At 72.1% G+C, this 25,377-nt stretch carries 31 protein-coding genes and 1 riboswitch; of the genes, 9 read left to right on the top strand and 22 right to left on the bottom strand.

Features of this window, described 5'->3' with window-relative positions; all coding sequences use genetic code 11:
• Positions 1 to 11: 11 nt before the first annotated feature.
• The 5 genes from ribH to KK087_RS15430 all read right to left on the bottom strand — a co-directional run bounded on the left by ribH (position 12) and on the right by KK087_RS15430 (position 5,379).
• The gene (gene ribH, locus KK087_RS15410) at positions 12 to 491 is read right to left on the bottom strand and encodes a 6,7-dimethyl-8-ribityllumazine synthase (RefSeq protein ID WP_214529624.1); all 480 of its coding nucleotides are present in this window, start codon (positions 489 to 491) and stop codon (positions 12 to 14) included.
• Entirely contained in the window at positions 488 to 1,177 is a 690-nt protein-coding gene (gene ribB / locus KK087_RS15415; RefSeq protein ID WP_214566472.1) for a 3,4-dihydroxy-2-butanone-4-phosphate synthase, read from the bottom strand. The genes ribH and ribB overlap by 4 nt, the downstream gene beginning before the upstream one ends.
• Positions 1,177 to 1,830, bottom strand: coding sequence for a riboflavin synthase (locus KK087_RS15420; RefSeq protein ID WP_214545149.1), 654 nt, complete (start codon positions 1,828 to 1,830; stop codon positions 1,177 to 1,179). Before KK087_RS15420 ends, ribB begins: the two co-directional genes overlap by 1 nt.
• A 94-nt stretch (positions 1,831 to 1,924) precedes the next feature.
• A riboswitch (FMN riboswitch) is annotated at positions 1,925 to 2,059 on the bottom strand.
• Between the two features lie 239 nt (positions 2,060 to 2,298).
• The gene (locus KK087_RS15425; RefSeq protein ID WP_214566474.1) at positions 2,299 to 4,008 is read right to left on the bottom strand and encodes a chaplin family protein; all 1,710 of its coding nucleotides are present in this window, start codon (positions 4,006 to 4,008) and stop codon (positions 2,299 to 2,301) included.
• A gap of 87 nt (positions 4,009 to 4,095) precedes the next feature.
• Complete coding sequence (locus tag KK087_RS15430; RefSeq protein ID WP_214566476.1) at positions 4,096 to 5,379, bottom strand: hypothetical protein; 1,284 nt, start codon at positions 5,377 to 5,379, stop codon at positions 4,096 to 4,098.
• Between the two features lie 111 nt (positions 5,380 to 5,490).
• On the opposite strand from KK087_RS15430, the gene KK087_RS15435 reads away from it, so the two are divergent.
• The gene (locus KK087_RS15435; protein WP_214566478.1) at positions 5,491 to 5,922 is read left to right on the top strand and encodes a GNAT family N-acetyltransferase; all 432 of its coding nucleotides are present in this window, start codon (positions 5,491 to 5,493) and stop codon (positions 5,920 to 5,922) included.
• A gap of 27 nt (positions 5,923 to 5,949) precedes the next feature.
• Here KK087_RS15435 and KK087_RS17980 read toward each other — a convergent pair whose 3' ends face one another.
• Both KK087_RS17980 and KK087_RS17720 read right to left on the bottom strand, forming a co-directional pair.
• Positions 5,950 to 6,477, bottom strand: coding sequence for an Lrp/AsnC family transcriptional regulator (locus KK087_RS17980; RefSeq protein WP_017888554.1), 528 nt, complete (start codon positions 6,475 to 6,477; stop codon positions 5,950 to 5,952).
• A gap of 9 nt (positions 6,478 to 6,486) precedes the next feature.
• Positions 6,487 to 7,053, bottom strand: a complete 567-nt coding sequence (locus tag KK087_RS17720; RefSeq protein ID WP_214566480.1) for a TetR/AcrR family transcriptional regulator — start codon at positions 7,051 to 7,053, stop codon at positions 6,487 to 6,489.
• Positions 7,054 to 7,172: 119 nt separating this feature from the next.
• Between KK087_RS17720 and KK087_RS15450 the strand changes: the two genes are divergently transcribed.
• Positions 7,173 to 8,648 carry an MFS transporter gene (locus tag KK087_RS15450; RefSeq protein WP_214566489.1) on the top strand — a complete coding sequence of 492 codons (1,476 nt, stop codon included), beginning with the start codon at positions 7,173 to 7,175 and terminating at the stop codon, positions 8,646 to 8,648.
• Between the two features lie 176 nt (positions 8,649 to 8,824).
• On the top strand, positions 8,825 to 9,274 hold the full coding sequence (locus KK087_RS15455; protein WP_214566491.1) for a phage holin family protein: 450 nt from the start codon (positions 8,825 to 8,827) through the stop codon (positions 9,272 to 9,274).
• Positions 9,275 to 9,292: 18 nt separating this feature from the next.
• Here the strand turns inward: KK087_RS15455 and KK087_RS15460 are convergent, their stop codons facing one another.
• Both KK087_RS15460 and KK087_RS15465 read right to left on the bottom strand, forming a co-directional pair.
• A complete protein-coding gene (locus KK087_RS15460) occupies positions 9,293 to 9,799 on the bottom strand; it encodes a hypothetical protein (protein ID WP_214545290.1) in 507 nt (168 codons plus the stop codon).
• Positions 9,800 to 9,839: 40 nt separating this feature from the next.
• On the bottom strand, positions 9,840 to 10,229 hold the full coding sequence (locus KK087_RS15465; RefSeq protein ID WP_017888549.1) for a DUF5997 family protein: 390 nt from the start codon (positions 10,227 to 10,229) through the stop codon (positions 9,840 to 9,842).
• Between the two features lie 33 nt (positions 10,230 to 10,262).
• Here KK087_RS15465 and KK087_RS15470 point away from each other — a divergent pair, with 33 nt between their 5' ends.
• On the top strand, positions 10,263 to 11,081 hold the full coding sequence (locus KK087_RS15470) for a LysR family transcriptional regulator substrate-binding protein (protein WP_214529640.1): 819 nt from the start codon (positions 10,263 to 10,265) through the stop codon (positions 11,079 to 11,081).
• On the top strand, positions 11,078 to 11,548 hold the full coding sequence (locus tag KK087_RS15475; RefSeq protein ID WP_214566493.1) for a GNAT family N-acetyltransferase: 471 nt from the start codon (positions 11,078 to 11,080) through the stop codon (positions 11,546 to 11,548). Before KK087_RS15470 ends, KK087_RS15475 begins: the two co-directional genes overlap by 4 nt.
• On the opposite strand, the gene KK087_RS15480 is transcribed toward KK087_RS15475, so the two are convergent.
• Genes KK087_RS15480 through KK087_RS15490 form a run of 3 tightly spaced genes read right to left on the bottom strand, consistent with a single transcriptional unit; the run spans position 11,545 to position 13,374 of the window.
• On the bottom strand, positions 11,545 to 12,240 hold the full coding sequence (locus KK087_RS15480) for a DJ-1/PfpI family protein (RefSeq protein WP_214545287.1): 696 nt from the start codon (positions 12,238 to 12,240) through the stop codon (positions 11,545 to 11,547). The two genes, KK087_RS15475 and KK087_RS15480, sit on opposite strands and share 4 nt — an antisense overlap.
• A gap of 59 nt (positions 12,241 to 12,299) precedes the next feature.
• Positions 12,300 to 12,920 carry a DNA-3-methyladenine glycosylase I gene (locus tag KK087_RS15485; protein WP_214545286.1) on the bottom strand — a complete coding sequence of 207 codons (621 nt, stop codon included), beginning with the start codon at positions 12,918 to 12,920 and terminating at the stop codon, positions 12,300 to 12,302.
• A 37-nt stretch (positions 12,921 to 12,957) separates the two neighbouring features.
• Entirely contained in the window at positions 12,958 to 13,374 is a 417-nt protein-coding gene (locus KK087_RS15490; RefSeq protein WP_214529648.1) for a VOC family protein, read from the bottom strand.
• A 94-nt stretch (positions 13,375 to 13,468) separates the two neighbouring features.
• Between KK087_RS15490 and KK087_RS15495 the strand changes: the two genes are divergently transcribed.
• A complete protein-coding gene (locus KK087_RS15495; RefSeq protein ID WP_214566495.1) occupies positions 13,469 to 13,999 on the top strand; it encodes a DUF3800 domain-containing protein in 531 nt (176 codons plus the stop codon).
• A gap of 221 nt (positions 14,000 to 14,220) precedes the next feature.
• Here KK087_RS15495 and KK087_RS15500 read toward each other — a convergent pair whose 3' ends face one another.
• On the bottom strand, positions 14,221 to 14,556 hold the full coding sequence (locus tag KK087_RS15500) for a hypothetical protein (protein WP_214529652.1): 336 nt from the start codon (positions 14,554 to 14,556) through the stop codon (positions 14,221 to 14,223).
• 22 nt (positions 14,557 to 14,578) lie between these two features.
• The gene (locus KK087_RS15505; RefSeq protein ID WP_214529653.1) at positions 14,579 to 16,249 is read right to left on the bottom strand and encodes a sodium:solute symporter family protein; all 1,671 of its coding nucleotides are present in this window, start codon (positions 16,247 to 16,249) and stop codon (positions 14,579 to 14,581) included.
• Positions 16,250 to 16,392: 143 nt separating this feature from the next.
• On the opposite strand from KK087_RS15505, the gene aroQ reads away from it, so the two are divergent.
• Positions 16,393 to 16,836 (top strand): type II 3-dehydroquinate dehydratase, encoded by a 444-nt coding sequence (aroQ, locus tag KK087_RS15510; protein ID WP_214566497.1) that lies wholly within the window; start codon positions 16,393 to 16,395, stop codon positions 16,834 to 16,836.
• Between the two features lie 197 nt (positions 16,837 to 17,033).
• Here aroQ and KK087_RS15515 read toward each other — a convergent pair whose 3' ends face one another.
• Complete coding sequence (locus KK087_RS15515) at positions 17,034 to 17,630, bottom strand: NAD(P)H-dependent oxidoreductase (RefSeq protein ID WP_214529655.1); 597 nt, start codon at positions 17,628 to 17,630, stop codon at positions 17,034 to 17,036.
• Between the two features lie 88 nt (positions 17,631 to 17,718).
• Here KK087_RS15515 and KK087_RS15520 point away from each other — a divergent pair, with 88 nt between their 5' ends.
• A complete protein-coding gene (locus tag KK087_RS15520; protein WP_214545283.1) occupies positions 17,719 to 18,186 on the top strand; it encodes an MSMEG_6728 family protein in 468 nt (155 codons plus the stop codon).
• 3 nt (positions 18,187 to 18,189) lie between these two features.
• Here the strand turns inward: KK087_RS15520 and KK087_RS15525 are convergent, their stop codons facing one another.
• The 7 genes from KK087_RS15525 to KK087_RS15555 form a co-directional block, all read right to left on the bottom strand.
• The gene (locus tag KK087_RS15525; protein ID WP_214529657.1) at positions 18,190 to 18,480 is read right to left on the bottom strand and encodes a hypothetical protein; all 291 of its coding nucleotides are present in this window, start codon (positions 18,478 to 18,480) and stop codon (positions 18,190 to 18,192) included.
• 218 nt (positions 18,481 to 18,698) lie between these two features.
• Positions 18,699 to 18,965: a hypothetical protein gene (locus KK087_RS15530; protein ID WP_146249020.1), complete on the bottom strand. Its 267-nt coding sequence runs from the start codon at positions 18,963 to 18,965 to the stop codon at positions 18,699 to 18,701.
• 79 nt (positions 18,966 to 19,044) lie between these two features.
• Positions 19,045 to 20,178, bottom strand: coding sequence for a cysteine desulfurase family protein (locus KK087_RS15535; RefSeq protein WP_214566499.1), 1,134 nt, complete (start codon positions 20,176 to 20,178; stop codon positions 19,045 to 19,047).
• Position 20,179: 1 nt separating this feature from the next.
• Positions 20,180 to 21,085, bottom strand: a complete 906-nt coding sequence (gene nadC / locus KK087_RS15540) for a carboxylating nicotinate-nucleotide diphosphorylase (protein WP_214566501.1) — start codon at positions 21,083 to 21,085, stop codon at positions 20,180 to 20,182.
• Positions 21,082 to 22,818 carry an L-aspartate oxidase gene (locus tag KK087_RS15545; protein ID WP_214566503.1) on the bottom strand — a complete coding sequence of 579 codons (1,737 nt, stop codon included), beginning with the start codon at positions 22,816 to 22,818 and terminating at the stop codon, positions 21,082 to 21,084. Before KK087_RS15545 ends, nadC begins: the two co-directional genes overlap by 4 nt.
• 31 nt (positions 22,819 to 22,849) lie before the next feature.
• Positions 22,850 to 24,121 (bottom strand): quinolinate synthase NadA, encoded by a 1,272-nt coding sequence (gene nadA, locus KK087_RS15550; protein WP_214566505.1) that lies wholly within the window; start codon positions 24,119 to 24,121, stop codon positions 22,850 to 22,852.
• Between the two features lie 8 nt (positions 24,122 to 24,129).
• Positions 24,130 to 24,837: an NUDIX hydrolase gene (locus tag KK087_RS15555; RefSeq protein ID WP_214529663.1), complete on the bottom strand. Its 708-nt coding sequence runs from the start codon at positions 24,835 to 24,837 to the stop codon at positions 24,130 to 24,132.
• Positions 24,838 to 24,980: 143 nt separating this feature from the next.
• On the opposite strand from KK087_RS15555, the gene KK087_RS15560 reads away from it, so the two are divergent.
• A complete protein-coding gene (locus tag KK087_RS15560; RefSeq protein ID WP_214529664.1) occupies positions 24,981 to 25,262 on the top strand; it encodes an acylphosphatase in 282 nt (93 codons plus the stop codon).
• The last annotated feature ends 115 nt before the right edge of the window (positions 25,263 to 25,377 follow it).

Consider the following 25,377-nt stretch of genomic DNA (forward strand, 5'->3'; position numbering starts at 1 on the left):
TCTGCGTCGCGCTACGCGAGGACGCGCAGGGACCGCAGCGTGACGGCGGTGCTGATCGCGGCGTGGGCGGCCTCGGCGCCCTTGTCCTCCTTGGAGCCCGGGAGCCCCGCGCGGTCGAGCCCCTGCTGCTCGTCGTCCAGCGTCAGCACACCGAACCCGACGGGCTTGCCGGTCTCGATCGCGACGCGCGTGAGCCCGCTCGTCGCAGCGTCGGAGACGTACTCGAAGTGCGGGGTACCGCCGCGGATGATGACGCCGAGTGCGACCGCGGCGTGGAACCCGGCCTCGAGTGCGGTCTTGGCGACCACGGGCAGCTCGAAGCTGCCGGGGACGGGGATGACGTCGGCCGTGGCACCGAGTCGCTCGACCTCGCGCTGCGCCCCGGCCAGCAGGCCCGCGGCGATCGTGTCGTGCCACTGTCCGGCGATGATCGCCACCCGGATCCCGGTGCCGTCGACCTGGTCGCGGTCCGCCGCGCCTGCTCCGCTCATCGTGTCGTTCCTTCCGTGGGCGCGGCAGTCGCTGCCGCCACCCGGTCTGCCGCGTCCAGCCACTCGGCGAGCGCGGCGATGGTGATGACGGGCACGCCCTCGCGCGCCCCGAGTTCGACGAGCGCCGGCAAGCGCATCATGCTGCCGTCCTCGTCGACGATCTCGCAGATCGCCGCAGCGGGCCGGAGCCCGGCCGCGGTGACGAGCTCGATCGCTGCTTCGGTGTGTCCGGCCCGTTCGCGGACGCCGCCCGGACGGGCCCGCAGGGGCACCACGTGTCCGGGTCGGTGCAGGTCGTCGCGCACCGAGGCCGGGTCGGCGAGGACCCGTAGGGTCCGGGCACGGTCGTGCGCGCTGATCCCCGTGGTCACGCCGACGGCTGCGTCGACCGTGACGGTGTACGCGGTGCCCCGGACGTCCTCGTTGTGCGCCACCATCGGTGGGAGGTCGAGGGCGTCCGCGATCTCGGTGCTGACCGGGGCGCAGATGAACCCGGACGAGTGCGCGACCGTCCAGGCGATCCACTCCGGCGACGCGAGCTCGGCGGACAGGATGACGTCGCCCTCGTTCTCGCGGTCCTCGTCGTCCACGACGATCACCGGGCGGCCGGCCGCGATCGACGCGATCGCCGTCTCGATGCTCGACGACCCGAGAGCCTGCGGGAGTGCGCCGACCTCGGCGACCATCACCGGGCCTCCGATCCGACGGTCTCCAGCGACTGCGCCGCGGCGTCGAGCCGCAGCATGCGACGGACGTGCCGTGCCAGGACGTCGGTCTCGACGTTGACCCGGTCGCCCGGCACGCGGAGGCCGAGCGTCGTCGCCTCGAGCGTCTCGGGGATCAGGCTGACCTCGAACCAGGCGGCATCGGGCGCGGTGTCCTCCGGTGCGACGGCGCTGACGGTGAGCGAGACGCCGTCGAGCGCGATCGAGCCCTTGTCGACCACGAGCGGGCTGAGCGCCGGCGACAGCGAGAACCGCACACGTCGCCAGCCGTCGCCGTCGGACGTCTCGAGCACCGTGGCCGTGCCGTCGATGTGGCCCTGCACGATGTGCCCGCCCAGGCGGTCGCCGACCGAGGCGGCTCGCTCGAGGTTCAGCCGGTCCCCCACGCGGAGCGCACCGTGGGCGCTCATGTCGAGGGTCTGCTTCATGACGAAGGCGGTGAAGGTCTCGGGGGTCTGCTCGACGACGGTCAGGCAGACACCGCTCGTCGCGATCGAGTCGCCGTGACGGGCGTCCTGCACGACGACGGGGCCGTGCACGGTGAGCGCGACGGAGTCGCCCTGCTGCTCGACGGCGGTGACGGTGCCGAGTTCCTCGATGATGCCGGTGAACACTGGTGTCCTCTCAACGGGACTCCGGGGGCGTTCGACGATCGTCGGCATCGACGGACGGGTCGCACCCCACGGGTCGTGGGGTCGTCCTGTCCGCCCAGCGCGCCTCCCATCCGGACTTTCACCGTCGGTCCCGGAATCCCACCGGGTCAACCTCTGTCGGGTTCGCACCCGTCATCAGTTCGTGGACTGTCACCACCGGCTCGGAATTACACCGACCCCGGAGCGCTTGCGTAGTCGGAACGATACCCCAGGCCGCTGACGGCCGCGCCACGTCCGGTCGACGGTCGTAACCGAGCGTCGCACCGCCGGCGCATGCGCGCATGAGGTGCACCGGTGATCCGACAGAGCACCCGTCGATCGACTGGTGTCCTGTCGAACCATGCACGCGCACCCGATGCGTGAGCATCTTCCGACCGGCGGTCACGACGACGAGGGGCGCCACCGTGGTGACGCCCCTCGTCCCCCTGCTCAGTGCCGGCGACGGAGCACGAGCGTGCCCGCTCCGGCGAGGAGCAGCAGGAGCGCGAACCCGGCCGGCAGGACCGGCGAGCCGGCTCCCGTGTAGGCGAGCTCCGGCTGGCCGTCACCGGCTGCGGCAGTGTCCGCGACGGTCCCGGCGGTCGCCGCGACCCCCCTGGTGACAGCGGTCGTGGTGGTCACCACACCCGCCGTGGAGGCCCGGGTCGGCCCGACGACGTCGGCCGAGCCCACCGGGATGGTCACCACGCCCGGCGCAGTGCCGGTGCCGGTGCCCGTTCCGTCGGTCGGGACCGTTCCCGGCTCGTCGCCCGGGTCGGTACCGGGGTCCGTGCCCGTGTCGGTACCCGGGTCGGTACCGGGGTCCGTGCCCGGGTCGGTGCCGGGCCCAGTGCCGGGGTCGGTACCGGTGCCGGTGCCGGGGCCGGGGGTGGTGCTGCCGGGCGTGGTGCCGGTGCCGTCGCCGACGATGCCGACCCCGTTGCCTCCGATGGTGATCGGCAGGGCGATCACCGGGGTGACCTGGGTGCCGGAGCCGAGGCCGCCGTCGCCGGAGGTCGAGCCGCCGGTCGTCGGGGTCGTGCTGCCCGGGGTGGTGCCGGCCGGGGCCGTCGAACCGGTGCTCGTGCCGTCACCGAGGACACCGATGCCGTTGCCACCGATCGTCACGGGGACCGAGACCACCGGGGACACCTGCGTCCCCGAGGCCGTGCCGTCCGAACCCGAGGTCGAACCACCGGCAGTCGGAGCGGTTCCGGTACCCGTGCCCGCGACGGGCGCTGTGCCCGTCGCAGTCCCCGTCCCGAGCAGCCCGATGCCGTTGTCCGCCACCGTGACCGGGATCGAGACCACCGGGGACACCTGCGTCCCCGAGGCGGTGCCGTCCGAACCCGAGGTCGAACCACCGGCAGTCGGAGCGGTACCGGTACCCGTGCCCGCGGCGGGCGCCGTGCCCGTCGCGGTGCCGTCACCGAGGACACCGATGCCGTTGCCACCGATCGTGATCGGGACGTCGACCGGTCCGGTCACCTGGGTTCCCGAGAGCAGGCCGTCGGTGCCGGAGGTGCTGGCGGGGGCCTCGGTCGCCGGGGCTGCCGGTGCCGGAGTCGCCGTTGCCGGGGCGGTGGCGGTCGCCGTGCCGTCACCGAGGACGCCGATCCCGTTGCCGGACACCGTCACCGGTGCCGTCACGGTCGGGACGACCTGGGTGCCGGATGCCGTGCCGTCCTCGCCCGAGGTGCTCGGAGCGGGGGCGGGAGCAGCCGGGGCTGGAGCCACAGGAGCCGGCGCCGGAGCCGGCGCCGCTGCCGGGGCGGTGGTCGAGACGGCGTCGCCACCGACGGCCACGGCGTTGCCGCCCACCGTCACCGGCGCCGCGACGTCCGGCACCACCTGGGTGCCCGAGAGCGTGCCGTCCTCCCCCGAGGTGGTCGGGGCGGGGGCCGGAGCGGCCGGTGCTGCAGGAGCCGGAGCCGGAGCGGCGGGCGTGGACCCGGTCGCCGTGGAGACCGCGTCGCCGAGCACGGCGATCGCGTTGCCACCGAGGGACACCGGGGCGTCCACGGACGGGGCCACCTGGGTCCCCGAGACGGTGCCGTCAGCACCGGATGTCGTGGCCGCGTTCGCCGCAGCCGTGCCGCCGAGCGTGAGCCCGCCGACGAAGAGGGCGAACCAGAGCCCTCTCGAGACGTACTTGTTCATGGTCGTACTCCCTGATCGAGATCGTCACCGACCGCGGACGCAGCCGGGATGTGTGCGTGCCTGTCGTGGCGGACAGGCGCACCGATCTCAGTCAGGGGCGACGTCGTGCTCGCCGACGACCGATGCGGGGACCGCGTCGTCGGAGAGCGTGCCGCGAGACCCCGCGGCGAGGGAGAGCGTGTCGCCGGTCGAGCCGACGATGCCGACGGCTGCTGCGCCGCCGGAGGTCGAGGAGGCGCTGCCGCCGAGCACGCCGGCGTCGGTCGCGTCGAACGGGAGCCCGTGGCGCTCGCCGTCAGCGGGGACGAGCAGTGCGTGCCCGCCGAGGGTTGCGTCCTGCGCGTCGACGGCAGTGACGACCGGCCCGACCGTGGCCGGCGGGGTGACCCGCTCAGACGAGCGGAGCACCGTCGCGCGGTCGTCCACGACGTCGGCGGTCCGGCCGGACACGGGAGCAACGGAAGCCGGGACGGCCTGCGTCGGCACGGCACCGGGCCGGCCGGGTGCGACGCCGAGCGGGACCGACGGGACGGGCCCGGCGGACGGGGTCGAGCCACCGCCCACCGGGAGTGCGGGGACGTCGACGACGGGGTCCGTGCCTCCTGGCAGGGTGCCGCCGACCGACGGGACGACGCCCTCGACCACGTCGGGAACGGTGCCCACGGTCGTGCCGACCGAGCCGAGCGTGTCGTCGACCATGCCCGTGACCGGACCGGTCAACGTGCCGAGCGTGTCGTCGCCGAGCACCGTGCCGACCACCGGGACACTGGCGACCACGTCGTCGACCCTGTCGACGACGGCGGTCACCGGTCGCGCGTCGGTGACGCGGTCCACGGTGCCGGTGACGGGTCGCACGACGTTCGCGACGGTGTCGGTGACCGGCCGGGAGGCGCTGGTCACCTGGTCGACGACCTGGCGCACCGGGCGGGTGGCCGGGTCGGCCGCGGGGGCGGTCGTGGTCGGCTGGGCAGCCGGGGCGGTCGCGACCGGAGCGGGGCTCGACGGTGCGGGGGCTGCGGGAGCCGGGGCTGCGGGGACCGGAGCGGGCGCTGCTGCCGGGGCAGGTGGGGACGCAGGCGCCGGGGCGGGAGCTGGCGCCGGCGCCGGCGCCGGTGCCGGTGCGACTGCCTTGCGGACGGGGTCCACGGCGACACCGACGACCTTGCCGACCTCGCCGGTCACGCCCTGCACAGTCCCCCCGACGCTGCCGACGAGTCCGCGCTGCTCGGTCGGAGCGGCCGAGGTCGTGGTGGCGGAGGCCGGTCGGGCGCCGAACAGCAGGGACAGCAGCACGAGGGCCGCGAGGGTCCCGACGCCCAGCAGGACGATCCGGAGTGCGGCGCGCCAGGGTGCGCGCAACGCCTGGTCCATGCGCTCACCTCCTGATCTCGGCCGCGCACGTAGAGTGGTTGACCGGCAATGTACGCCGATCCGGTCCGGAGCACACCCTGTTTCGGAAGAAATTCTCAGGAAGGGCCGCCCGTGGTCTCGATCTTCAATGCACCGACCCGCAACCTGGACATCGTCACGCTGCACGAGATCCTCCGACTGCGGCAGGACGTCTTCGTCGTCGAGCAGGAGTGCGCGTACGGCGACATCGACGGCCGCGACCTCGAGCCGGGCACGGTGCAGTTCTGGGCAGGCAGCGGTTCGGTGGACGCGACCCTGCGCCTGCTGCGGGAGCCCGACGGCACCGAGCGCATCGGCCGGGTCGCCACCGCGATGCACGCCCGCGGGCAGGGCCTCGCCGGCCAGCTCATGGAAGCCGCGATCGCCGAGTCGCGCTCGTCGAGCATCGCGCTCGGCGCCCAGGCCCACCTCGAGCAGTGGTACGGCCGCTTCGGGTTCGTGCGCTCCGGCGACGAGTACCTGGAGGACCGGATCCCGCACGTCCCGATGACCCGGACGCGCTGACCCGGGGTCCCTGCGGGGTTCCTCGCGTCAGGCCCGCCAACGGCGTAGCTCGTCGAACGAGCGGCCCTGCGCGGCCCGGTCGGCGACGAGGCGTTCGAACACGATGTTCGTCTGCGTCGTCGCAACCGAGGGGTCACCGCTGAGCTCGTCGGCGACGAAGTCCCGGAGCTGTTCGGTCGACTCGCACGCGATGTGCACGAGGAAGTCCTTGTCCCCCGCCAGGAACGACACGTCCTGCACGACGGGCACCCGCAGCAGGCGCTTGGCGAAGTCGCGCAGCTCGTGGCGCGCCGCGGCGTGCACCCGCACGGACACCATCGCCTCGATCGAGAACCCCAGGCGGGCGACGTCGACCTCGGCTCGGTAGCCGCGGATCACGCCGGCGTCCTCGAGCGCACGGACACGGGCCAGGCAGGTCGACGGCGCGATGCCGACGGCGGCCGCGAGCCGGTTGTTCGGGATCCGGGCGTCCGCCGCGAGGGTCCAGAGGATGCGCTCGTCGACCTCGTCGAGGCGCGGAGCGGGGTCGGGGCGACGTGCGGGTCGGTCGGACACGGCTCGACGCTACCGCGGGGGCGCGAGCAGGGCGCGGAGCGCGTCCTCGAGGGCCGCCGACACGACGGCGTCGTCGGCGGACGCCAGGGGCTCCACCGCGGTGGACTGCCGGAGCATCGACATCCCGAGGACCACCGCGAGCGCGATCTCCGCCCGGACGAGCATCTCGTCGGACCCCGCCTCGCCGACCGTGCCCGCGAGTCGGTCGGCGTACCGGCGCAGGGTCTCGCGGCGGATGGCATCGGCGCCGTCGTCGCCGGAGGACCGGAGCAGGAGCATCAGCTGCAGGGAGTCGTCGTCGGTGGGGGCCCGGACGATGTGCGTGACGATGCCCGTGAGCGCCCGCTCGAGCCCCTGTTCACGCGACTCCTCAGCGCTCAGGTCGCGCACGACGCGGTCGAGGCAGGCGCGGAACAGCCCCTCCTTCGAGCCGAAGTACCGGCTGATCAGGGCGACGTTCACCCCGGCGTCCCCGGCGATGTCCCGCACGGTCGTCGCCCGGTACCCGTCGAAGGCGAACCGACGCCGGGCGGCCTGCACGAGCAGCAGTCGGGTGGCCGCGGCGTCCTTGCTCATGGTGCGCAGCCTATCGGTCCTCACAGGGATGTAAGCAAGCGTTGACATGGCCTCGCGACCGCGTACGCTCGTCATGTCAGCAATTGTTTACATCGACGACCACGACGACACGGAGCACGATGACCGACACCATGCAGAGCCCACGGACCGGCTCGCACCCCACCACGGACCCACGCCGGCCGAACAGCACGGCGATCATCGTCTACCTGTCCCTCGGCGGCCTGTCCTTCGCGGTCCTGCAGTCGCTGGTCGCCCCGGCGCTCTCGACCATCGGGCAGGACCTCGGCGCCTCCACCAGCGCGACGAGCTGGGTGCTCACCGCCTACCTGCTCTCGGCGTCGGTGCTCACGCCGATCCTCGGCCGGCTCGGGGACATGATCGGCAAGCGCAAGGTCCTGATCGTCGTGCTGTCGATCCTGCTCGTCGGCGCGGTACTCGCCGCCCTCGCACCGAACCTCGGCGTCCTGATCGTCGGGCGCGCGCTGCAGGGTGCCGCCGGCGCCGTGATGCCGTTGTCGATCGGCATCGTGCGCGACGAGCTGCCGAAGGAGAAGGTCAGCGTCACGATCGGCCTCCTGTCGGCGATCTTCGGCATCGGTGCCGGTGTCGGCATCGTCGCCGCCGGGCCCATCGTCGAGCACCTGTCCTGGCACTGGCTGTTCTGGCTCCCCGCCGTGCTCGTCGTCATCGCACTGCTCGGGGCGGTCTTCGGCATGCCGGAGTCCCCCGTCCGCAAGCCCGGCCGCCTCGACATGGCCGGCACCTTCGTCCTCGCGGTGTCGCTCGTCGCGATCCTGCTCGCCGTCAGCGAGGGCGAGACCTGGGGCTGGGGCGACGGCAAGACCGTCGGCCTGCTGGTCCTCGGCGCCGTTGCGCTGGTCGTGTTCGTCCTCGTCGAGCTCCGGGTCGCCGAGCCGCTCATCGACGTCCGCCTCTTCGCGGTCCGCGGCGTCTGGACCGCCCACGTCGTCGCACTCGTCTTCGGGTTCGCGATGTTCGGGACGTTCGTCCTCGTCCCGACGCTGCTCCAGCTGCCGACCGCGACCGGCTACGGCTTCGGCAAGGACGTCACCCAGGCAGGCCTCTTCCTGCTGCCGACCGTCGTGATGATGGTCGTCGCCGGGCCCATCGCGGGCATCCTGGTGCGCAAGGTCGGCCCGAAGCCGCCGATGCTCATCGGCGGGTTCGCCATCGTCGCGGCGTTCGTGCTGCCGGCGATAGCACACGGTGAGCTGTGGCAGGTGGTGGCCTCCGGCGTCCTGACCGGCATCGGCATCGGCATGGCCCTCGCCGCCTGCTCGAACGCGATCATCGAGAGCGTCCCCGCGAACCAGACCGGCGAGGCCATCAGCGCCAACACCGTCGTCCGGACCATCGGCTCGAGCGTCGGCACGGCCGTCATCGCGGCACTCATCACCTCGCACAGCACACCGCAGGGCCTGCCGACCGACGACGCCTTCACGATCGGCTTCTGGGTGTGCACCGCGGTCGCGGTCGTGGCCGTGCTCGCGGCGCTGGTCGCCCCGTCCATGCGCGCCCGCCGTGCCGCGGCGGCCGCGCGCGGGATCGACGACCTCGAGGAGGTCACCGGGTAGGGCCGTTGGGCCCGACCATCCGGCCAGGCCCGTCCAGCGTCGTCGACGCGGGGCGGGCCTCCCGTCCGTCGCGCAACCTGGGAACGCACCGGACGCACGCGCGTCAGCGTGACGATCATCGGACCAACCGCGTCCCGCAGGGGGACGCGGACCGCCGCGCCCGGACAGGAGACCCCATGAGCACCACCGACCACGACGACACCACCGCATCCGGCCGGCCGTCGTTCCGCGACACGGTGACCGCCGGACTCGTGCAGAAGGCCCTCGAGCCGGTGCTGCGCGCCGTGCGCGAGGAGGCCGCTGCGGCGCGTCGCGAGATCGGCGAACGCGCGAGCGGCGCGAAGACCGGGCTGGTGCTCACCGGCGTCGCCGTCGCGTTCGCCCTGACGACCCTCGTGGCGCTGGCCGGTTTCGCGGTGGCGCTGCTGGCCCTGGTGCTGCCGCTGTGGGCGGCGACCGGGATCACGTTCGTCGTGTTCGCGATCGTGACCGCGATCCTGTTCGTCGTCGGGCTGCGCGGGATCCGACGCGGTGTGCCGCCGGTGCCGAAGGACACGATCCAGGCGGCGAAGCAGCGGGTGTCGCACGCCGGGGATGCCTCGACGGACAGCGCGGCGCGCGACTGACGGGGCCGGCCGCTCCCGCTACATCGCGAGGGTCATGCCGACCACGGCGACCGTCATGGCGAAGACCTCGCCGCTCCGGACGGCACGGCGGTCCTCGCGACCCCACTCGTACCGGAGCAGCCACCCGCTGAAGGCGCAGTAGCCGATCACGCCGGCGCCGAGCACCGCGGACAGCGCGATGCCGTGCCCGCCGTGGGCACCCGCGACCCCGGTGGCGTGTCCCATGAGCAGCATCCCCGCCATCACGACGGCCGAGAGCGCGCGGTGCACGTCCATCGGCTCGCCACGGCGACCGTCGGCACGGCGGCGACGCATCACGGGCAGCGGCGCGAGCAGCAGCAGCAGGGTCGCGGCGAACAGGGTCCACACCGCGCCGGCGTCGACGACGGGCATGAGCATCGCGACGAGCATCACGCCCGCCGGCACGATCACGCCCGGACGCGGCCGGTAGCGGTCACCGACGATGCAGCACACGGACGCGAACTGCGGCACGACGAGCATGGCGTCGGCGACGGTCTCGTGCACGTGGGGCGTCCTCGGTGCGGCCAGGTGGTGCGGGGGTGGGTCAGTCCTCGGCGCGGGCAGCGGCCTTGGCGGCACGCTCCTGCTTCACGCGGGCGTTCTCGGCGTGCACGGCAGCCTGCGTCGCACGCTCGCGGACGAGCCACTCGGGCTTCTGTTCGAGCAGCGTCTTGATGTCCGCCGTGGTCAACGCGTCGTCGATCCCGGCTCGGGACAGCCCCGAGATGGAGATGCCGAGCTTCTGCGCCACGACGGGTCGCGGGTGCGGGCCGTCGCGTCGGAGGTCCTCGAGCCAGGTCGGGGGTTCGGTCCGGAGCTCGTCGAAGGCGGTCCGCGTGAGGGGAGCGCTCTGGAAGGACTCCGGAGCGGCCGTCAGCAAGATGCCGAGCTTCTTCGCAGCCGTCTCGGGCTTCATGGTCTGTTCCTGCGCCATGAGGACAAGGGTACGGCCCCTATGCTCGTCTGCATGACCGCGGCTCTCACCATCGCCTTCGTGCCGGGGGTCTCCCCCGCAAAGTGGGCCCGTGTCTGGCGGGAACGCTTCCCCTCCATCGAGCTCCGGCTGCGGCCGATCGGTGCCGACGACGTCGACGACACGCTGGCGGGCGAGGCCGACATGGTCTTCGCTCGCATGCCCGTGTCCGAGCAGCACAACGCCATCCCGCTCTGGACAGAGACGGCCGTCGTCGCGATGCCCAAGGACTCCCCCCTCGCCGAACTCGCCGAGGTGGACCTCACCGACGCCGAGGTCCACGTGATCGACGCCGGCCCGGTGCCCGCCGACATCGACGGATCGCTCGACCTGGTCGAGGCGAACGTCGGCGTCGTGGTTCTCCCCCAGTCACTGTTCCGCGCCGCCAGCCGCAAGGACCTGGTCGGTCGTCCGCTCATGAACGCCGAGGGCACGCGCATCGCGCTGGTCTGGCGGGACGAGGACGCCACCGAGACCACCGAGGAGTTCATCGGCGTGGTGCGCGGGCGGACCGCCAACAGTTCGCGGAGTCAGCCGGACCAGCCGGGAGGCACGGATCGCGACGACTCCGACGGGTCGCGTCCGGCTCGTGGTGGCACCAAGGCCGGATCAACCGGGTCCGGCGGGTCGGGTGCGTCGGGGTCCAAGGGCGGCGGCGGCGCTGGCGGCGGCGCCGGCGGCAAGGCCAAGGCGAAGTCACCCGGCAGCGGCAAGTCCGGCGCCGGCAAGAAGTCCAACACCGGCAAGGGGCCCACGCCCGGACGCGGCAAGATGCGCGGCAAGCCGAGCCGGGGTTCCAAGGGCAACCGATGACGGACACGCGGCTGGTCGTCATGCCGGCCACGCGCCTCCCGGCCTGGCTCGATCGCACGATGGCCGAGTACGTCGAGTCGCGGATGCGGGCGGGAGAGACCCGCGAGCAGGCCGAGGCGAACAAGCAGCAGTCGCTGGACCGGTGGTTCCCGGGCGGCTCGCCCGCTGACGGGCACCTCGTGTGGGACGTCACCGACCAGGACGACAGCGTGGTGGGGTACCTCTGGATCGGACCGTTCACCCCGGGCAGCGTCGAGTGGTGGGTGTTCAACGTCGAGATCGATGAGGCACACCGTCGCCGGGGCCATGCGCGTCGTGCCCTCGAACTGGGGCACCGTGCCGCCGCGGAACACGGTGCGACGAGCATCGGGCTGAACGTGTTCGGCTACAACGCGGGGGCGCAGGAGCTCTACGCGGCGCTCGGGTACCAGGTGACGTCGGCGCAGATGCGGAAGCCGCTGGTCTAGCGCAGGACGGCTGCGGCGGCGCGGGTGACGCGTTCGCCGCGTGTTTCCTCGGCTGCCGCACGGGCCCGGGCGACCACGACGGCGTCGGCGCGCTCGGCCGATCCGTGGTCGAACGGCGGTTGCGGGTCGTACTCGATCTGCAACTGGATCGCCTCGGCCGCGGGTTGTCCGGCGAGCTCGGCCGCGAGCCACAGCGCCATGTCGATGCCCGCGCTCACCCCGGCGGCGGTGACGACAGCGCCGTCCCGGGTGATTCGGGTGTCCACCGGCTGCGCGCCGAAGGCCTCGAGCATCGGCTTCGAGGCCCAGTGCGTCGTGGCCCGCTTGCCGGCGAGCAACCCGGCGGCACCGAGCACGAACGCGCCCGTGCACACCGAGGTGACCCACGTCGCCCCTTCGGCCTGGCGACGGACGAAGGCCACGACGTCCGGGTCGAGCATCGCGTCGAAGGCGCCGTCACCGCCGGGCACGACGAGCACGTCCGCGCGGGCGGCGCCGTCGGCACCCGCCCGGGCGATCGTCTGGGTCGGGACGAGTGACAGGCCGCAGTCGCTCGGGACCGGGTCGAGGGTGGCCGCGACGTACTCGACGCGTGCGCCGGGCACGCGGCTGAGGACCTGCGCCGGACCGGTCAGGTCGAGCTGGGTCAGGTGCGGGAACAGCAGGAACACGATCCGGATGTCGTCGGCCATGTCGTGACCATAGTCCCGGGCGCACGTGCGGCGTCGTCCTGCGCGTCCGTGCTCGCCCGTCAGCTCCAGACGCCGGAGGTCCCGCGCCGGTGGCTGCCGATCAGGTGGGTGTCGACGATGCCGAGCGCTTCCATCAGCGCGTACATCGTCGTCGGCCCGACGAAGGCGAAGCCGCGCTTCCGCAGCGCCTTCGACAGGGCGAGGGACTCGTCGGACTTCGTCGGGACCTCGGCGTACGAGTGGGGCTCGGGCGTCGTCGTCGGCCGGAACGACCACACGAAGTCGGCGAGCCCGCCGTCCTGCCGCAGGGCGATCGTGGCGTTCGCGTTGGTGATCGTCGCGAGGATCTTCGCGCGGTTCCGGACGATCCCGGCATCGGCCATCAGGCGGGCGACGTCGTCCTCACCGAACGCCGCGACGGTGTCGGCGTCGAAGTCCGCGAAGGCTGCACGGAACGCCGGTCGTTTCGCGAGGATCGTGCGCCAGGACAGCCCGGACTGGAACGCCTCGAGCGAGAGCCGTTCGAACACCCCGCGTTCGTCGCGGACGGGCATGCCCCATTCGTTGTCGTAGTACTCGCGCAGGAGCTCGTCCGACGAGGCCCAGACCGGGCGCGCGAGGCCGTCGTCGCCGGTGACGAGGTCGGGCACGGGCGGGGCGTCGACGGGCTCGGTGCTCATGCGACCATCCTGGCGGGCGCCGCCGACAGCGCGTGGCTCACTCGGCGGGCGGGCCGTCCTGCGTCGCCTGCTCGTCCATCCACACGTACTCCCAGCGGTGTCCGTCCGGGTCGGTGAAGCTCCGCTGGTACATGAAGCCGAGGTCCATCTCCGGGCGGTCCTCGGTGCCGCCGGCAGCGACCGCGGCGTCGACGATGCGGTGGACGTCCTCCTTCGACGGTGCGCTGAGGGAGTTGATGACCTCGATCGTGTCGGCGTCGGCGATCGTCTTGTCGGTGAACTCGGCGAACTTCGCAGTCGTCAGGATCATCACGCAGATGGCGTCACTCACCACCACGCACGCCGCGGTGTCGTCGCTGAACGCCGGGTTGATCGAGTACCCGAGTGCCTCGTAGAACGCCTTCGAGCGCTCGAGGTCCGTGACGGGCAGGTTGATGAAGACCATCGTGTCCATGGCGGTTCCTTTCGTCACGCTCAACCTGGACCCACCTGGACCAGCGCGCAACCGTTTCGTGGGGGAACCAACCGGTACACAATATGCTGGTTGGATGCGGGCGTACGTGGACGAGTCAGAACCCGGTGGAGGACGGGACCACACTGCGTACGTCCTCGCTGCGGTGATCATGCGGATCAACGGCGAGGACGAAGCCCGCGAGGCGGTTCGACGGGCGACCCCTCGGCGGATGCGGAAGCTGCACTGGTACGAGGCACTACCGAGCCAGCGCATCTCGTGGCTCGATCTCCTGCGGCATGCGGTGGCCGTCATCGTGGTCCGGTACGACGGCGCCGTGGCACGGACCGAACGCCGGCGAAGACGGTGCATCGAACGCCTCGTGCACGAACTCGAGCTGCGAAAGGTCGGACACGTGGTCCTCGAGACGCGCGGACCCGCCCGTGACAAGGATGACCGGGCGATGTTCGATGCACTCCGGGATCGCGGAGTCGGGCATGGATTGCGGTTCGAGCACCTCAACCCGTCCGAGGAGCCGCTCCTCGCGTTGGCCGACATCGCCTGCGGGGCTCATGTTGCCGGCCTCGCCGGGGACCACCGACCGACGAGCCCGATCCTGGTCTCCTGACGGACGCCCCCGGAAAGCGCAAATCCTCGGGCCCGCGCTGGCTGCAGGACATCCGAGGATCACTTTCGACCGAGCAGCACCCGATCGACATATCAATGCTACTCGCCATGCTCAGCCCCGGTCAAGGCATCCGCCGCCGAGGCCGGAAACGACGAAGTCGCTGTCGTGCGACAGCGACTTCGTCGTTCTGCGTCAGGCCGGGGACGCCCGACCGAGCGGCCTCAGGCCAGCTCGCGCCCCTCGCCCGCGGCACGCTGGTGCGCCTCGGCTTCGGCCTGGCCGATGATGTCCTCGGCGGGGACCGGGTTCAGGCGGTCCCAGAGGAAGAACAGCAGCCCGCCGACGAGCAGCGAGATCCCGACCCACAGGTTGATGTGGATGCCGCCGGTCTTCTCGGGGTCGGTGTTCCAGTGCACGATGCCGACGATCGTCGTGATGACGCCGTAGAGCACGAACAGGCCGCCGAGGATGCGGCGCAGGTCGAGCCGGCGGGTCGAGCGGACGAGGGCGGCCTTCTGCTCCTCGGTCATCGCGCCGGGGGTGGTGGTGTCACTCATGGGTGGTGATCTCCTTCGCGGATCAGAGGAACGGGAGGTACAGGACGACGCACAGCACGAGCGCGACGGTGCCGAGCAGGGCGGGCGAGCGGTACCAGGCGGTGTCGGTCGCGACGGAGTCACCGTGCAGGTCGATCTTGCCGATGCCGTAGACCAGCCCGCGCAGCTCCTTCTCGTCCTTCGGCTTGGTCAGCATCGAGACGACGAAACCGACGACCAGCACGGTGACGAACGAGATGATCGCGCCGTACAGGGTCTCCGCGGTCGCGGTGGCGAACAGGTCCGGGTTGACCAGGTACGCGATCCAGGTGATCGTCGGGGTGACGATGCCGAGGACGTACCCCCAGAGCGCGCCCTGTGTCGTCATGCGCTTCCACAGCAGGCCGAGGATGAACACGGCGAACAGCGGTGCGTTGAAGAACGAGAACAGCGTCTGCATGTACGTCATGATGTTCGACGCCTGGGCCGCGATGAACGCGGTCGCGATGCCGACCACGACGCCGACGACGGTCACCCATCGACCGGTCTTCAGGTAGTGCAGATCGGGCATGTTCGGGCGGATGTAGCGCTGCCAGATGTCGTACGTGAAGACGGTGTTGAACGACGAGACGTTCGCCGCCATGCCGGCCATGAAGGACGCCAGCAGACCGGTCACCGCGATGCCGAGCACGCCGGTCGGCAGGTACATCTGGATGAGCTTCGGGATCGCGTCGTTGTAGGTCAGCGTGCCGTCGGCGAACTGGTTGCCGACGACGGCCGCGGCGATCAGGCCGGGGATCACCACGATGGCGGGGATGAAGAGCTTCGGGATCGCTGCGATGAGCGGGGTGCGGCGGGCCGCGGACATGTTCTTCGCCGAGAACGCGCGCTGCACCTCGGTGAAGTTCGTGGTCCAGTAGCCGAAGCCGAGCACGAAGCCCAGGCCGAGCACGATCGCGAGCCAGTTGGCGCCGATCGGGTTCGTGACGTCGCCGAAGCCGGTGCCGGCCCACGCCTGCAGGTGCTGCACGCCTTGGGTCTCGGTGATGGCCTTCGACAGACCGTCCCAGCCGCCGACGCGGTGCAGGCCGACGATCGTGAGCGGGATGAGCCCGGCGATGATCACGAAGAACTGCATGACCTCGTTGTAGATCGCGCTGGAGAGGCCGCCGAGCGTGATGTAGACGAGCACGAAGCCGGCGGAGACGATGATCGCCAACCACTCAGGCCAGCCGAGCATGGCTTCGATCACGATGGCCATCGCGTAGAGGTTGATGCCCGCGATGAGCACGTTCGACACCGCGAACGCGATCGCGTTCACCAGGTGCGGGGCCTTGCCGAAGCGGCGCAGCATGAACTCCGGCACGGACCGGACCTTCGAGCCGTAGTAGAAGGGCATCATCACGAGGCCGAGGAACACCATCGCGGGCACGGCGCCGACGAGGTAGTAGTGCAGGGTCGCCATGCCGATCTGGGCACCGTTGGCCGCCATGCCGAGGATCTCGGTGGCACCGAGGTTCGCGGACACGAAGGCCAGACCCGTGATCCACGCGGGCATCGACCGCCCGGACAGGAAGAAGTCCATGCTCGTCCGGACCTGTTTGCGGGCGGTGAACCCGATCCCGATGACGACCGCGAAGTACACGATGATCATCAGGTAGTCGACCCAGCCCAGGTCGAGCCGTATCCCTGTGTTCGCTGCAGCGAGAACCATTCAACATCTCCACGTCAGTGTGTTGCAGTCGACAACTCTGCCGACCCGGACGGAGACGTTACACCGGATTGTGACCGTTCACATAGCCAGGGCATGCATCATCCGGCCCGCGCTGTGCTCCTCGTCCTCGCTAGGCTCTCGCCATGACCGACTCGTCGCGCATCCTCGTCCTCAACGGCCCGAACCTCGACATCCTCGGGCGTCGCGACCCGGAGCAGTACGGCACCGTGACGCTCGCCGAGATCGAGGCGATCGTGCACACCGAGGCGGCCGTGCACGGGCTCGAGGCCGACTTCCGCCAGACGAACCGCGAGGGCGAGCTGGTCGAGTGGCTGCACGAGGCCCTCGACGACTTCGCCGCGGTCGTCATCAACCCCGCCGCGTACGCGCACACGTCGGTCGCGCTGCACGACGCCGTCGAGGCCCTGTCGGTCCCCGTCGTCGAGGTGCACCTGTCGAACGCGTGGAAGCGCGAGCCGTTCCGCCACGTCGACCACGTCGCCACCGCCGCGACGGCGGTCATCGCCGGTGCGGGCGCCGACGGCTACCGCCTGGCGGTCGCGCACGTCGCCTCCCTGCTCGGCTGAGCCACAGACGGACGGGAGGCCCGTGGCGGCGTCGCCACGGGCCTCCCGTCCGTCTGCTGGACACGTTGGGTCGCGCCCGTTCCTTCCCATCGCACGCGCGATGCAAGGTCGTTCCGGGCGTACCTGATGAGAAGTTCTGACCAGGTACGCCCGGAGACACCAGGTACGCCCGGAAGAGCCAGGCGCGAGCGCGCCGGTCAGAAGTCGGCGGGGCGCCGCACGTCGTCGAGTCCGGCGGTGGCGAAGCCACCACGGATGAGCGGCACGGCCCGGCGCACGGCCTGGTCGATGCGGAGTTCGAGGTCGATGCTGGCGATGTCGTAGCCGCCCTCACGCTTGGTGAAGTCCCGCTCGTTCCCGAACACCCCGAGCGGCAGCGTCGTCGACTGGAAGAAGCCGAACAGGGGGCGCATCTGGTGTTCGACGAGCAGTGCGTGCCGGTCGCTGCCGCCGGTCGCGGTCAGGAGCACCGGGGTGTCGACGAGGTCGTACTGCCCGACCCAGTCGAAGAACAGCTTGAAGGCGCCAGAGTAGGCGGCTCGGAAGGCCGGGCTGCCGACCACGAGCACGTCGGCGGCCTCGACCGTCTCGAGGGCCCGTCGGGTGCGGTCGGACATCGCCTCGCGACTCGTCGCCGCACCGAGGTCGGCGAGCAGCGGGCCGATCTCGATCGTCTCGGTCCGCGCACCGTCGATCTCCTCGGACAGACGGGCCACCGTCGCCGCGACCAGGGTCGAGGTCCGCGAGGGGTCCGATGGGCTGCCGCTGACGCCGACGACCAGTTCTCCGCTCATGCGGTCGATGCTCACACGGTGCCGGGCAGGGCGGCACGTTCGTGACGACATGTGTCGGATGCCAGTCGTCCGGCGTAGCGTCCGCGCCATGCAGACGTTCCTGCCGTACGCGGACTTCCGGGCATCGGCCGAGGTCCTGGACGACCGGCGGCTCGGCAAGCAGCGGGTGGAGACCCTGCAGGTGATGCGGGCGCTCACGCTCCCCGACTACGGGTGGCAGCACCACCCGGTGACGGCGATGTGGCGCGGCTACCGGCCGGCACTGATGGCGTACCAGGAGGCGACCTGCCGGGTGTGGGCCGAGCGCGGGTACGCCGACACCTGCCTGGAGAAGACCCTGCTCGACCTGGGCCGTGTCCCGGAGGACCTGGCGGCGTACGAGCGCGGCGACGTGCCGATCCCGCCGTGGAACGACGACGAGGCCCTGCACGTGTCGCACCGGTCGAAGCTCGTGCAGAAGGCGCCGGAGCACTACCGGGAGCTGTTCCCCGACGTGCAGGACGACCTCGACTACGTCTGGCCGGGCACACCGGAACCGGCGACGCACACGGCCTGAACGTCAGGCCACGGGCACCCAGCGGCCACCCTCGCGGCGGGTGACGACGTCGGATCGGATCTCGACCACGTCCCGCAGGCCGTCGACGGTGGCGTCACGGACGGCCGCGGCGGCGCGGTCGTCCTCGGCCTCGAAGCGCACGACGGCACAGGGCACCCCGCGGAGCAGCCGGACGTCCTCGGCCTCGACGACGGCGTGCGCCCGCACCAGGCGTGCGGCAGCGGGCAGGACGGCGTCCGGTGCCGTGCCGGGAGCGAGGGCACCGATGGCCAGGGTCACGCGGTACGAGGGCATGCGACGACGCTACCGGTGGACCGGAACCCGCCGTGGGCTGCAGGGGAACCGACGCCGCTCAGGGGTGCGGACGTCGACCCACGGCGGGATCGCGGTGTACGGCGGGACACGACGACAGGGGGAACGTCGCGCCCCGCGCCGGACGCCGATCAGGGAATCGGCACCCGGTCTGGGTCCACCGCGCGGCTCGGTTCAGGGGAACCGCACGGTGGTGGACCTCAAGGGTGTTCGGTGTCCTCTCGGTACCGGTCCGTCTCGGTCGGTGCTGGCATCGACCGGTGGGCGGCTGCTGGCCGGACCATCGGGAGCAGGGCACTCCCGGCGGTCGCGAGCGCACCGACCACGGCGATGAGCCCGAGGGGGGCCGTGCCGAGGTCGTGCTGCGCTGCCAGGGCGAGCGCGACGAGGGTCGCCGGCGCCGGCAGGAGCTGCACCGCTCGGAAGCGGTCGTCCCGTCGTGTCCGGGTCATCATCGCGTTGGCCATGGCAACACTCTGGCGCAGATCGGTTGTCCGCAGAAGAGGGGACACGTACCCAGAGATGGAGTAGAACGTCTAGTACACCTCAGCCGAGGGCCCGGACCGTCGCGACGGCCTGGGCCACGGCAGCGACGACGAGCGGGACGTCGTCGGCCGTGAGTGATGCGTCGAACGTCAGGCGGAGGGCGGTCCGGGCCACGTCCTCGGGGATCCCGAGCGCCGTGAGCACGTGCGACGCCTCGGTGCTGCCAGCCGCGCACGCACTGCCCGACGACGACACGACGTCGCGCTGCTCGAGCTCGAGCAGGACGGTCTCGCCGTTGACGCCCGGGAAGCAGAACGAGGCGTGCCCGGGCAGCCGGTGCTCCCGCGACCCGGTGACGAACGCGCCGGGGACGGCTGCGAGCACCCCGTCGAGCACGGCGTCACGCACGGTGGTCGCCGCGTCGGACGCTGCTGCTGCCGAGGCCGACCCGAGTGCCGTCGCGACCGCCACGGCACCGGCCACGTCCTCCGTGCCCGACCGCCGCCCGCGCTCCTGCCCGCCACCGTGCAGCAGCGGCTCGAGCGGGACGCCGGAGCGCACGGCGAGCACACCGGTGCCCTTCGGGGCGCCGAGCTTGTGCCCGGACAGCGACAGCGCGTCGACGCCGAGGACGTCGAGCCCGATCGGCAGCCACGGCGCGGACTGCACGGCGTCGGTGTGGAACCGCGCCCCGACCTCGTGCGCCACCTCGGCGAGCGCCGGCACGTCCTGCACGGTGCCGATCTCGTTGTCGGCGTGCGCGATCGAGACGAGCGTGGTGTCCGGGCGGAGCGCTGCGCGCAGCACCGCCGGGTCGACGCGGCCGTCCGGCCCGACGGGCAGCACGGTGACGTCGAAGTCGTGGAAACGGGCGAGGTACGCGCAGCTCTCCAGCACCGCCTCGTGCTCGATGGCGCTCGTGACGACGTGCCGACCGCGGGGCGCGGCGAGGGCGATCCCCTTGATCGCGGTGTTCGCGCCCTCGGTGCCGCCGGTGGTGAAGACGACCTCGGCAGGCCGGCACCCGAGCACCCCGGCGACGGCGGCCCGTGCGGCGGTGAGTCCCCGCGCGGCCTCGTCCCCGACCCCGTGCGTCGACGAGGGGTTGCCGAACACCCCGGTCAGGTAGGGCCACATCGCCTCGAGCACCTCGCGGCGGACCGGGGTCGTGGCGGCGCGGTCCAGGTAGAACACGTCAGTCCCGCACGGGCACCGCGACGTGCTCCGTCGGCACCGCGACGTCGATGTCGAGCCCGAGGTCGAGCGCCCGCGCCGAGTGGGTCAGTGCGCCGACCGAGATGACGTCGACGCCGGTCGCCGCGATCGCCGCGACGGTGTCGAGTGACACGCCGCCCGAGGCCTCGACGAGCGCACGCCCGGCGACGATGCCGACCCCGGTCACGAGTTCGTCCGGCGTGAAGTTGTCGAGCATGATCGTGTCGACCCCGGCCGCGACGACGGGTTCGATCTGGTCGATCCGGTCCACCTCGACCTCCACGTGCACGGTGTGCCCGAGCCGCTGGCGGGCCTGGGCGACCGCGTCGCCGATGCCGATGCCGCCGGCCAGGAGCACCGCCAGGTGGTTGTCCTTGGCGAGCACGGCGTCGGACAGCGAGGTGCGGTGGTTGTGTCCGCCACCGCACCGGACGGCGTACCGCTCGAGTGCTCGGAGGCCCGGCGTCGTCTTCCGGGTGTCGACGATCCGCGCGGACGTGCCCGCGGTGGCCGCGACGTGGGCCGCGGTGGCCGTGGCGATGCCCGACATCCGCTGGACCAGGTTCAGGGCGACCCGTTCGGCCCGCAGCACGGCGCGCGCCGATCCGGTCACGGTCGCGAGGACGTCGCCCGCCACGAACCGGATGCCGTCGGCGACGTGCACCACGGCCTGGATCGACGGGTCGACGGCGTGCATCACCGCGACGAACACCGCCCCGCCGCTCAGGACGCCGGGTTCGCGCGCGCCGAGGGTCGCGGTCGCGGTCGCCTCCACGGGGATCAGGGTCTCGCTGGTGACGTCGCCCCAGGGCGCGTCCTCCTCGAGCGCGGTCTCGATCACGCGACGGAGCGCGTGCGGCGGGATGGTGCCGGGGTCGGTGGTCATGCGGGTACCTCCTGCGGGACGACTGCGGAGCCGTCGGCGCGTTCGTCCGTGTGCTCGTCGGGATGTGCGTCGGTGTGGTCGACGACCCAGCCGTACGAGGCCGGGGCGGTGGGGTCGGTGTCGGGGTGGTCGGTGCGGGCGTGCGCCCCACGCGACTCGGTGCGGGTCTCGGCGGCGAGCGCGACGAGTCGCGCCAGGTCGAGGAGCGCCAGGTCCTCGTGCTCACGCACGCCGCCGCCGGTCGGCGCGGTCAGCGCGTCGAGCTCGCGGCGCGCGCTGGCCAGCCCGACGGCGTCACGGAGCAGCCCGACGCGGTCCGTCATGACGGACTGGACCGCCTGTCGGACGGCACCGACGTCGTCGAGGCGGGTCGCGCCTCCAGGCAGGGCCGGACTGGGCCCACGCCTGCCGGTTCCGGCGCGCTGCGGAGCCTGCGGAGCGGCGTGACGGCCGAGCAGGTGGGGGGAGGCGCAGATCGCGTCGGCCGCTCGGGGCACGCTGGTGACGTGGAGACCGGCGTCCCCGCGCAGGCGGAGCAGGCCGGGTCGCGGTGCAGCGACCGCGTCCGCTGCGCGGACCGCGAAGACGAGTCCCTCGAGCAGGGAGTTCGAGGCGAGCCGGTTGGCGCCGTGGACCCCGGTGCAGGCGGCTTCACCGACGGCGAGGAGTCCGGGCAGGCTGGTGCGGCCCTCGGCGTCGGTGGCGATGCCGCCCATCGAGTAGTGCGCGGCCGGTGCGACGGGGACACCCTCGTGAGTCCAGTCGAACCCGGCGGCGCGGGTGGCCCGGGTGAGTCCGGGGAACCGCGTGACCAGGAACCCGGCGTCGAGGCCGGTGGCGTCGAGGAGGACGGGTGCGCCGCCCTGGTCGCGCACCGCGGCGGCGATGCCACGGGCGACGACGTCGCGTGGGGCGAGCTCGGCGTCCGGGTGCACGTCGGTCATGAAGCGGTTCCCGGCGGCGTCGCGGAGGACGGCGCCCTCACCGCGGACGGCTTCGGACACCAGGCCGCCGCCGGGGACGGCCAGCCGGGTCGGGTGGAACTGGACGAACTCCAGGTCGGCGAGGACGGCACCGGCGCGCCAGGCGGCGGCGACCCCGTCGCCGGTCGCGACCAGGGGGTTCGTCGTCTCGCGGTACAGGTGTCCCGCTCCCCCGGACGCGATGACGACGGCGTCCGCGTCGAGCCGGCGGGGTTCCCCGAGCAGGTCGAGGACGTCGACGCCGACGACCGCCCCGTCGCGGACGACGAGGTCGGTCAGGCTCGTGCGCTCCAGGATCGTGACGTGTCGACGGTGCAGTGCCGCGATGAGGGTGCGTTCGATGGCGGCCCCGGTCGCGTCACCGTCGGCGTGCACGACGCGCCACCGGCCGTGCGCGGCTTCACGGCCGCGGGCGAGGTCGTCGCCGTACCGGTCGAGTGTCGCCGGGTCCGACGACCGGTCGAAGGGCACCCCGAGGGCGAGCAGGTCGCGGACGCGGGCCGGGCCGTCGGTGCAGAGGACCTCGACGGCGCGGGCGTCGGCGCTGCCCGCCGCGGCGACGTGGGTGTCAGCCTGGTGCAGCGCCGCGGAGTCGTCGGCGCCGAGCGCCACCGCGATGCCGCCCTGGGCGTACGCGGTGGCGCTGTCGGCGAGCGCCCCCTTCGTCACCAGGGTGACGTCGTGCAGGGCACTGGCGCGGATCGCTGCGGTCAGCCCGGCGATGCCGGAGCCGACGATGACGACGTGCACGGTGGTCTCCCTCGTTCGTCGGGCTCGCGTGTCAGCCGCGGGGCTTGGCGGCGAGCATCCGCTCGAGCGCCACCTTGGCGTCCGCCTGCACGTCGGCGGGGACGACGATCTCGTTGAGGACCTCGCCGCGGACGAGCGCCTCGAGCACCCAGGCGAGGTAGCCCGGGTGGATCCGGTACATCGTCGAGCAGGGGCAGACGACCGGGTCGAGGCAGAAGATCGTGTGCTGCGGGTACTCGGCGGCGAGCCGGTTCACCATGTTGATCTCCGTGCCGATCGCGAAGGTGGTCGGCTCGGTGGCCGCGGCGACGGTCTTCCGGATCAGGTCGGTGCTGCCGGCGTGGTCGGCGGCGTCGACGACGGCCATCGGGCACTCCGGGTGCACGATGACCTGCACGCCCGGGTGCTCGCGGCGGGCCTGGTCGATCTGGTCGACGGTGAAGCGGCGGTGCACCGAGCAGAAGCCGTGCCAGAGGATGACCTTGGCCTCGAGCAGCTCCGCGGCTGTGTTGCCCCCACCGGGCTTCCGGGGGTTCCACATCGGCATCAGGTCGGTGCTGATGCCCATCGCCTTCGCGGTGTTGCGGCCGAGGTGCTGGTCGGGGAAGAACAGGACGCGCTGCCCGCGCTCGAACGCCCACTCGAGCACGGTCGCGGCGTTCGACGAGGTGCAGACGATGCCGCCGTTGCGACCGCAGAACGCCTTGAGGTCGGCGGCGGAGTTCATGTAGGTGACCGGGATCACGGGGGCGCGGCCGTCGGCGTCGGGCTCGGTGCCGTACACCGCGGTCAGCTCGGCCCACGCGGCCTCGACGCTGTCGATGTCGGCCATGTCCGCCATCGAGCAGCCGGCCGCCAGGTTCGGCAGGATCACGCGCTGGTCGTCGCGGGCCAGGATGTCGGCGGTCTCGGCCATGAAGTGCACGCCGCAGAACACGATCGCCTCGGCGTCGGGCTTCGTCAGGGCGGCGTTCGCGAGCTGGAACGAGTCACCGAGGAAGTCCGCGTGCCGGACGACCTCGTCGCGCTGGTAGAAGTGCCCGAGGACGACGACCCGGTCCCCGAGGGTGGCCTTCGCCCGCTCGATGCGCTCGTGGAGCTCGTCGGTCGGGGCCGTCTTGTACTCGTCGGGCAGGACACCCTGGCGCGGGGCACTCGTCGGGATGACGTCGGACATCGACGACCCCGGGCCGTACCCGGGGCGGGAGTCGAAGTCCCACGTCGGCACGGCGAGGTCGGGCGTGCAGGTGCTGCCGCCGGCCTGGCCGTTGGAGATGAGTTCGATCGTCGTGGCGATGGACACGGGGTTTCCTATCGGTTCCGCTGCTGGTGCTGATCGGCTCCGGTCTGCAGCGGGCCGTTGTCCGCGTAGGCCAGGTCGGGGTTCGAGCGGTACAGCCGGGCCGGACGGTGCCGGCCCCCGCTCGTGGTCTCGTCGGTCGGCAGGACCGCGTCGGTCTTCTCGACCTGCCGACGGAAGTTCGCGGGGTCGAGCGCTCGGCCGAGCACCGCCTCGTACACGCCCCGGAGTTCGGCGAGGGTGAAGCGGTCGCCGAGGAACGCCTGCGCGATCCGCGAGTACGACATCTTGTTGCGCAGCCGCCACAGGGCGTACTCGACGATGCGGTCGTGGTCGAAGGCGAGCGGCGGGTGCTCGTCGGCCAGGAACCACCGGACGTTCCAGTCGTCGGGCACGACGTTCGCCTCGTCCGGGTGCACGAGCGCCCAGTACACGATCGACACGACCCGGTTCGGGGAGCGTCCGACGTCGCCGAAGGCGTAGAGCTGCTCGAGGTACCGCGGCTGGACGTTCGTCGTCTCGCGCAGTCGGGCAGCTGCGGAGTCCTCGAGCCCCTCGTCGTCGCCGACCCAGCCGCCGGGGAGCGCCCAGGACCCCTCGAACGGCTCGGCGACGCGGCGGACGAGCGGCATCCACAGCGCCGGAGCCCCGGTGTCGGGGTGCGGGCGCAGGGCGACGATCACGGTGGAGACCGCGACGCGGATGCCTGCTTCGTCCATGGTGAAGATAGTGTCAATCTGACTCGAAGTGTTCGGGTTGGGATGACACTATCATTGCCGCAGCGGTCGGCTCGTCACGAGCCGGAAACAGATCGTCACGGGACCGAAAACTCCCGGGGCCACGCCGCGGACAGCGTGAGGACATGACGACGGTGACGAGGGTGCACGCCGTGGTGTCGGGGACGGTCCAGGGGGTCGGTTTCCGGTACTGGACCGCGCGGAAGGCCGACGGGCTCGACCTCGTCGGGTACGCCAGGAACCTGTTCGACGGCACGGTCGAGGTCGAGGCCGAGGGCCCGTCGGTCGCGGTCGACTCGCTCGTCGAGTGTCTCCGCACCGGTCCGCCCTCGGCGACCGTGACCGACGTCACGCTCCGGACGGTCGCGCCGCACGGTGACGCCGACGGGTTCGCCATCCTGCACTGAGCGAGCCCGACGGGAGGACGGATCGCGCGGCACCGATCGTTCACCTGCGGATGTCGGAGCGAAGCGGAATAATCGCATCCACTCAGGGGGTTGCCCTGTCTGCGCGTCCTGCGCC

The organism is Curtobacterium aurantiacum, assembly GCF_018598555.1.
GTDB classification, from domain to species: Bacteria; Actinomycetota; Actinomycetes; order Actinomycetales; family Microbacteriaceae; genus Curtobacterium; species Curtobacterium aurantiacum.